Source organism: Litchfieldella qijiaojingensis, assembly GCF_014651875.1.
Lineage (GTDB): Bacteria > Pseudomonadota > Gammaproteobacteria > Pseudomonadales > Halomonadaceae > Litchfieldella > Litchfieldella qijiaojingensis.
Genome location: NZ_BMXS01000034.1, coordinates 23425 through 31791, shown reverse-complemented (window position 1 = coordinate 31791; position 8367 = coordinate 23425). Strand labels below are relative to the sequence as shown.

Below are 8367 nucleotides of genomic sequence, written 5' to 3'. Positions count from 1 at the left end.
CCCAGCGACACAGACTCGAATGACGCAACGTGTGCACCAAGCAAGGAAGGGTAAAAGCGAAGGGGCCGCGACACCCCGGTTCTCATCCTGATTGTCGCTGGCTTCTCATCCAGATTGACGCGCTACATTTACGGCTGTCACCGCGCGCTGGGCATGCCATCAACCAGATAATCCGCTACATCGAAACGCAGCATGGGGAAGCGCAACGCGTGCGCAAGCTATGCTGCCGGCGTTGAAGTATTGCGGCAATTGCCCGCTGGAGGGATGCGACAGGCGGGTACAAAGATAACAGGCCGCGGCCTGGGATGGCCGCGGCAGGCAGGAGATCAGGACACGGCGTCCTGATAGCGACGCTCGACATCGTCCCAATTGATCACGTTATAGAAAGCCTGGACATAGTCGGGGCGCTTGTTCTGGTACTTCAGATAATAGGCGTGTTCCCAGACATCCAGTCCGAGAACGGGTGTATTGCCGTGCATCAGTGGGCTGTCCTGGTTCAGCGTGTTTTCGACCACCAATTTCTTCTCCGGTGTCACGCTCAGCCATGCCCAGCCACTGCCGAAACGGCCCAAGGCCGCCTTGGTGAAGGCCTCCTGAAACGCCTCGAAACCGCCCAACTCGCTGTCGATGGCATCAGCGACCTTGCCCTGCGGCTTGCCACCGCCAGTCGGTGACATCATCTGCCAGAACTTCGAATGGTTGGAATGCCCACCTCCGTTGTTGATGATCGCCTGGCGCTTGGCTTCGGGCACCCGATCCAGATTGGCGATCAACTCGTCGACCGGGACTTCCTCGAGCCCGGTCCCCTCCAGGGCGGCATTGAGATTGTTGACGTAGGTCTGATGATGCCGTGAATGGTGAATCTCCATGGTCAGGGCATCGATATGCGGCTCCAGAGCGTCATAGCCATACGGCAGTTCGGGTAATGTATGCGGCATGATGACTCCTCCGTGAAGGAAACGCTGTACATATGCCTGCGCGAGCGAATCGCTGCGTTGCGCGGTGCTCGGAAGCCTCACCTATACCCCATAGGCTCCGGTTCCTGTGCTCCGTGCGCCTTGCGCTTCATCTCGCTCGTCGATTTGTTCAGCATTTCCTGAACACAACGATGGTGAAAGAACCCACGACTAAGGATGGCAGAGCATCGAAAGTAACGCTAATAGAAACCGTTATCATCTTATATAGGCTTAAGTTATCAAAGGAACTCGAAACTCCATTGATAACGATTCTTATTTGATTTACTCTCCCCTGCTGCGCCATCCGGCGCGCGTCACTCATCTCCAACAGCAGGATCGCCATCGTCACGGCGATGCGGAGACCGATCATGTTCTTCGATGTCGATGCCGCCACCTTCGAGGTCAATGGCAAGTGCTTGTTGCAACCGACCAGCCTGACCTTCGATGAGGGCCAGGTCCATGGCTTGATTGGCCACAACGGTTCCGGCAAATCGACCATGCTCAAGCTGCTGGCCCAGCAACAGGCTCCCAGTCGTGGTGAAATCCGTTTCGACAACCGGCCACTATCCGACTGGGGAACCCGCGAATTCGCCCGCCAGGTGGCGTATCTGCCCCAACACCTGCCTAGCGCAGAGAGCCTGACCGGCCATGAGCTGGTGGGTTTCGGCCGCTACCCTTGGCATGGCCTGCTGGGACGCCATACCCGCGAAGATCGGCTGCAGGTCGAACGCGCCATCGAACTGACCCATACCCAAGCATTCGCCGACCGCCTAGTCGATACCTTATCCGGTGGCGAGCGCCAGCGCGTATGGCTGGCCATGCTGCTGGCCCAGGGCAGCCGTTTCCTGCTGCTCGATGAACCCCTGGCGGCGCTGGATATCGCCCACCAGGTCGAGGTGCTGGCCCTGGTACGCAAATTGTGCCGCGAGTTGGGGCTTGGCGTGATCATCGTCCTGCACGACGTGAACATGGCCGCACGCTATTGCGATCGACTGGTGGCCCTGCATAGCGGGCGACTGCTAGCCAGCGGTACACCCGCCGAGATGATGGACGATGCCACCCTGGAAGCCATCTACGGCATTCCCATGCAAGTCATGCGACACCTCGGCGGCAAGCATCCCATCGCCGTGGTGAATTGATGGTCACCCTTATCACCATGTTCCGACTCCTTCGCCGGTTACCCTGGCTTGGCCTGACGCTGCTCTCGCTGACACTTGCCACGGCCCATGCCGCACGCTCCGATACACCGACCGTCGCCACCCTGGACTGGACCATCGCCGAAACCCTGGTGGCCTTGGGTGTCACGCCCCACGCCGTGGCCCAGGTCGATGCCTACCATGACTGGGTCGGCGAACCGCCACTGCCGGATTCGGTGATTGATCTCGGCCTGCGAACGCAGCCCAATCTCGAACTGCTGGCGAGCCTTGAGCCCGACCGTATCCTGATCTCGCCAATGTTCGCCAACCTGACGTCTCGCCTGTCGCGGATTGCCCCAGTCGAGAATCTGGCGCTCTACACGCCGCAGAGCGATACCTGGGAACAAATGGGAGAGTTGACGCGACAGGTCGCGCGGCTGGTCGAACGCCCGCATGCTGGGGAACGGCTTATCGAGACGACCGAGGCGCATCTGGCTTCGCTACGCAATTCCCTGGGCGACGATCACCCTCCTCTGCTGATCATCCAGTTCATGGATGAACGTCATGTGCGGGTATTCGGCGAACACGGCCTTTACCAGGCGGTACTCGACAGGCTGGGGCTCACCAACGCCTGGCAAGGGCCCACCAACTATTGGGGCTTCTCTCTCGTAGGCATCGAGTCACTGGTCGACATCGATGCCCAACTGGTGGTCGTGGAACCCTATCCGGTGGGGGTGGAACCCCAACTGACCAACAGTGGCTTGTGGCAGAACCTGCCCAGTGTGCGTGATGGCACCTTGATCACCTTGCCGTCGGTGTGGAGTTTCGGCGCGCTACCTTCGGCCAAGCGCTTCGCCACCGAACTGGTCGCGGCCCTGGAGGGCGATGATGCTCTCTAAGCCTCTCCCGTTGCTGACCCCGGCTCGCCTCTGTCTGTTGCTGACGCTGCCATTATTAAGCCTGGCGCTTGTCTCGCTACAGGCCCAGGACAGTCTCGTCGTCGGCTTGCAGGCGCTGTTCGAAGCGCCCGAGCGAAGCAGTGAACGGCTGCTGCTGCACTATGCCTGGTGGCCACGCTTGAGCATGGCGTTACTCGCCGGCGGCGGGCTGGCCCTGGCCGGCGTGCTGATGCAACAAGTGCTACGCAACCCGCTGGCCGCCCCGACTACGCTAGGTGTCGCCAGCGGTGCCAACCTGGCCCTGATGGCAGCCACCCTGATGGCTCCCTGGCTACTGATGCCTGGCCGCGAGTGGGTAGCACTTGCCGGTGGCGGCCTGGCCATGGGCCTGGTGTTCCTGCTCGCCTGGCGTCGCGGACTGGCGCCAGTGGTGGTGGTACTGGCCGGGCTGGTGGTCAATCTCTACGTCAGCGCCTTGAGCATGGTGCTGCTGCTCTTCCATCAGGAAGAACTGAAGGGTCTGCTGATCTGGGGCGCCGGCTCGCTGTCACAGAATGGCTGGGATAGCGTCGCCTACCTGTGGCCCCGCCTGGCGATCAGCGCCCTGCTCGCCTGGCTGCTGCTCAGACCACTGGCGATACTCGAACTCAATGACGCCAGCGCACGCAGCTTGGGCGTGTCGCTCAAGCACCTGCGCCTGGCCGGCCTGGGGGTAGCGGTGTTCATTACCGGCTGTGTGGTGAGCGTGGTCGGCGTGATCGGCTTCATCGGCTTGGCCGCGCCCAATATCGTGCGCCTGGCCGGAGCCCGGCGCTTGGGACAGCGCCTGGTATGGGCCACCCTACTCGGTGCGCTGTTGCTGGCCACCACCGACCTGCTCCTGCAGCACTTCACGAATTCGCTGCCGACATTGATCCCCACCGGCGCGACCACCGCCGCCTTGGGTGCGCCCTTACTGCTGTGGTTGATACCGCGCCTCCACTTGCAAGGCGACCAGCCACCGGGCACAGCACATACGATCGGCCACCGCCATTTCGCCCCCAGGCGCCTGGCGACGGGAATCGCCCTGGCCTTGGCTATCATCGCCTTGATGGCGCTGTTCGCCGGACAGGGGGCCGATGGCTGGTATTGGCTATCGTCACAGCAGTGGAGTGTCATGGAGTGGCGCCTGCCGCGCTTGCTGGCCGCTGCCGGCAGTGGCGTCATGCTGGCCATCGCCGGCACCTTGATCCAGCGGGTTACCGCCAACCCCATGGCCAGCCCCGAAGTGCTGGGGATCAGCGGCGGCAGCGCCATCGCCTTGATCGGTGCCATCTTCCTGCTGCCATCGCCCGGCAATCTGACCCTGGTCGCCGCCGGCACACTGGGAGCGCTAGTCTCTCTTGCCTTACTGATCCTGGTGAATCGCCGCAGTGGCTTCCTGCCTGAACGCCTGCTGCTGACCGGCGTAGCCATCACCGCGCTGTTCGATGCCGTGCGCAGCATCGTGCTGGCCGGAGGCGACCCTCGTGGCCAACAGGTCATCGCCTGGCTATCGGGCTCCACCTACTATGTCGATCTGCAAAGCGCCATGATCGTCACCGTGGCAGCCATCGTGCTGGCCTTGGCCACCCATCCCTTCGCCCGCTGGCTGGATATCCTGCCGCTCGGGGCCGCCACCTCTCGTGCCTTGGGTATCGGTGTCGAACGCTCACGTCTGGCCCTACTCGCCCTGGTTGCGCTGCTCACGGCCTGCGCCACCCTGGTGGTCGGGCCACTCTCCTTCGTCGGGCTGCTGGCACCGCATATGGCAAGGCTGTTGGGTTTCTCCCGGGCACGCATGCATTTGCTGGGCGCGGCGTTGATCGGGGCATTGTTGATGGTGCTCGCCGACTGGCTGGGACGGCAGTTGTTGTTCCCGCAGGAGATTCCCGCCGGGCTGGTCGCCTCGCTGCTTGGCGGTGCTTATTTCATGTGGGGGTTACGACGACTCTAGCGTGCCTTCCCAGACTCAGTGGGACGCCCTATCATCGTCAGCCATCGACGATGAAGAGCCGAAAGAGATGATGCGACCCCAGCGGCAGCTCTCCCACGACACACCCAGGTGGCTGGCATCATGAGCCAACATGGCCACTATCGAACATGGCGGACGGCTGGCCTCTTGTGTCTAGCTGCGCTGGTTGCGGTGGGGCTGTGGTCGGTATGGCACTGGCAATATACTCAGGCTGCCCAAGAAGCCGAGCGCCATGCCCAGAATCGCCTGGCGTTGTACAGCAGCAGCCTGCGGGGGGCACTCGAGCGTTTCGCCTATCTGCCGGGACTGCTGGCCCAACAGACGCTGGTACAGGCGGCACTGACCGACGAAGTGGGAATCCTTGCGACACAGGCTAACGGCTATCTGTCGCTAGTGGCCGAGCGCTCGGGCGCCGAAGCGATTTTCCTGATGGATGCGCAAGGGATCACGATCGCCGCCAGCAATCATGCCGACGACGATAGCTTCCTGGGCCATCACTACACGTTTCGCCCCTACTTCCGTGACGCCATGGCCAATGGCAAGGGAGAGTTCTTCGCCATTGGCAGCACCACTGGACGGCCGGGATATTTCGTCTCCGCAGCGGTCGACAATGCGGCAAGCACCCGCCCCCAAGGCGTGCTGGCACTCAAGATCTCCCTCGAGTCATTGCAGGAAAGCTGGCGGCAAGCCGGTGAAAATGTGCTGCTATCGGATGCCAACGGCGTAGTGATCCTGTCGAGCCGCCCGGAATGGCGTTACCGTCGACTCGCAGAGCTCTCTTCCCAGGCCCTGCGCGAGATCCGCGAACAGCGCCAGTTCATGGATGAGCCCCTAGAGCCCTTGGGTGATCGTCTGCGCGATGGGACGCTGAGTATCGGACACCAGGGCATCGGTGAACGTTATCTGGATATGCCACTCGAGCTGGCCACTCTAGGCTGGACCATGCACTATCTGGTTCCGGTACGCCCCCTTTATGCCAGTGCCCGTAATGCGCTGCTGGCCGCAGCGGGAGGAACACTGGCACTGCTGTTGCTGGCACTGTGGTTGCGCGAACGGCAAAAACGTCAGCGACTACGTGAACGTGAATCGCGCATCATTCTAGAAGCCAACGAACGCCTGGAGGCTCGGGTGGAGGAACGCACCCGCGAGTTGCAGGAAGCCCAGGCCGAACTGGTCCAGGCTGGCAAACTGGCGGCGCTGGGCACCATGGCCGCTGGTATTGCCCATGAGCTCAACCAACCGCTGTCGGGCATTCGCACTTACGCCGCCAATGGTGAGCGCTTACTGAGTCGCGATCGTACGCAGGCCGCCGAAGAGAATTTCCGACGTATTCAGGACCTCTGCGAACGACTCGGCACCCTGATCCGCCAGCTCAAACTGTTCGCTCGCAAGGGCGGCGCTCGTGAGCCGGTGAACCTCACCGCCCGGCTCGACTTCGTGCTCGAGCTGCTCGAGGAGCGCATACAACGACAGGGAGTGACGTTGCACGTTGCGCTTCCCGCCCACTCCTCCCCCGATGCGATCCGGGTCGCCGGCGACGAGGTACGCATCGAGCAACTGCTGACCAACCTGTTGCGCAATGCCTTGGATGCCCTGCGCGGCGTCGAGACGCCGTGTCTGGAGATTGTCCTCGAGGACGAAACCCAACGGTGGGTCATCACGGTTGCCGATAACGGACCCGGCATCGATGAAGCGACCCTGGCTCAGCTTTTCGATCCTTTCTATACCACCAAAGCGGTCGGCGACGGCCTGGGCCTGGGGCTATTCATCAGCTACGGCATCGTCCAGGATCTGGGCGGTCGCATCACCGCCGGCAACCGCGAGGCAGGAGGCGCCTGGTTCCGGGTAGAGCTGCCGAAGGCCGAAGGAGATCCCCGTCATGCCCGATGAGATGGCACCTGTCACGTCCCTGCCGGTGTGGTTGGTGGACGACGATCCCGACGTGCGCGAATCCCTGAGCCAGTGGCTGGAGCTCTCGGAACTCGAGGTACGCACCTTCTCCCGTGGTGAAGCGGCTCTCAAGGCACTCCAGGCCGACGAGGCGTGCGGCGTGTTGATCTGCGACGTGAAAATGCCGGGGCTCGACGGCATGGCCCTGCTGCATGCGGTACAGACCCTGGAAGAGCCGCCTCCCGTGGTGATGATCACCGGTCATGGCGACGTGCCCATGGCGGTAGCGGCGATGCGCGCCGGGGCCTGGGACTTCGTCGAGAAGCCCTTCGCGCCGGAGCGCCTCGAGGAGTGCGTGCGCCGCGCTCTGGAGCGACGCTGCCTGGCGCTCGAGAACCGTCGGCTGCGGCAGGCTCTGCGCGCAGGCGGGCTAGCCACCAGGCTGCTGGGGCAGGCGCCGTCCATGGTGCGCCTGCGTGAGCAGCTGGCCAATCTGGCACCGGTGCGTGCCAACGTCCTCGTGCAGGGCGAAACCGGCAGTGGCAAGGAAGTGGTGGCACGCTGTCTGCACGACTTCGGCCCGGGTCAGCAGGCTCCCTTCGTAGCCCTCAATTGCGGCGCCATTGCCCCCGAACTGATCGAGTCGGAACTGTTCGGTCACGAGAAAGGCGCCTTCACCGGCGCCCTGGAACGGCGCATCGGTAAGCTGGAACACGCCAGCGGCGGCACCCTCTTTCTCGATGAGGTGGAGTCGCTACCCTTGGCCGCCCAGGTCAAGCTGCTGCGTGCCCTTCAAGAGGGGGAAATCACTCGCTTGGGTAGCAATACCGTGATCGAGGTCGACTTGCGGGTCGTGGCGGCCAGCAAGGTGGATCTGCTGACGCTGGCCGGTGAAGGGCAGTTCCGCGAGGATCTCTATTACCGCTTGGCGATCGCCGAGCTGAGCATCCCGCCACTGCGCGAACGACGCGAGGACATCTCCCTGCTGTTTCAGCACTTCTGCCGCCAGGCCGCCGAGGTGCACGACCGCCCCTTGCCCGCGCCCGATGGCGAACTATTGCGGGCCTTGGAGCGCCATCACTGGCCGGGCAACCTGCGCGAACTGCGCAATGCGGCCACCCGCTTCGTCCTGGGTCTGGAGATTCCCCAACTGGGTGACGGTAACGCAGAGCACGAAGACTCCCTGGCGGCCCAATTGGCCGCCTTCGAGGCGGCACTGTTGCGCTCGGCCTTGAGCCGCCATGCCGGCAATATCCAGGCGGTCATCGAGGAGTTGGACCTGCCACGTCGCACCCTCAACCAGAAGATGCAGAAGCATGGATTGCGCCGTGAGGCCTTCATCGGCGGGACCGAATAGGCGAAGCCGTCATAACCCTCGATCGGCAATTTATTGCCGATAGTGGCCGTTGCCATCGGCACAAACTTGCCGATAACCGCGACAGGCTAGACTCCCCGCCTGCCCGAACACCGTACAACCCATTGAAACAAAATAG

At 62.7% G+C, this 8367-nt stretch carries 6 protein-coding genes; 5 read left to right on the top strand and 1 reads right to left on the bottom strand.

What is annotated here, in order from left to right:
• Positions 1 to 326 precede the first annotated feature (326 nt).
• Positions 327 to 938: a superoxide dismutase gene (locus IE093_RS20800; protein ID WP_189472594.1), complete on the bottom strand. Its 612-nt coding sequence runs from the start codon at positions 936 to 938 to the stop codon at positions 327 to 329.
• 386 nt (positions 939 to 1324) lie between these two features.
• Here IE093_RS20800 and IE093_RS20795 point away from each other — a divergent pair, with 386 nt between their 5' ends.
• From IE093_RS20795 to IE093_RS20775, 5 genes are all read left to right on the top strand, one after another.
• On the top strand, positions 1325 to 2095 hold the full coding sequence (locus IE093_RS20795; RefSeq protein WP_189472592.1) for an ATP-binding cassette domain-containing protein: 771 nt from the start codon (positions 1325 to 1327) through the stop codon (positions 2093 to 2095).
• Complete coding sequence (locus tag IE093_RS20790; RefSeq protein WP_229803838.1) at positions 2095 to 2991, top strand: ABC transporter substrate-binding protein; 897 nt, start codon at positions 2095 to 2097, stop codon at positions 2989 to 2991. Before IE093_RS20795 ends, IE093_RS20790 begins: the two co-directional genes overlap by 1 nt.
• Complete coding sequence (gene fhuB, locus IE093_RS20785) at positions 2978 to 4966, top strand: Fe(3+)-hydroxamate ABC transporter permease FhuB (RefSeq protein ID WP_422731007.1); 1989 nt, start codon at positions 2978 to 2980, stop codon at positions 4964 to 4966. The genes IE093_RS20790 and fhuB overlap by 14 nt, the downstream gene beginning before the upstream one ends.
• 120 nt (positions 4967 to 5086) lie before the next feature.
• On the top strand, positions 5087 to 6874 hold the full coding sequence (locus tag IE093_RS20780; protein WP_189472590.1) for a sensor histidine kinase: 1788 nt from the start codon (positions 5087 to 5089) through the stop codon (positions 6872 to 6874).
• Positions 6864 to 8231: a sigma-54-dependent transcriptional regulator gene (locus IE093_RS20775; protein WP_229803836.1), complete on the top strand. Its 1368-nt coding sequence runs from the start codon at positions 6864 to 6866 to the stop codon at positions 8229 to 8231. The genes IE093_RS20780 and IE093_RS20775 overlap by 11 nt, the downstream gene beginning before the upstream one ends.
• The last annotated feature ends 136 nt before the right edge of the window (positions 8232 to 8367 follow it).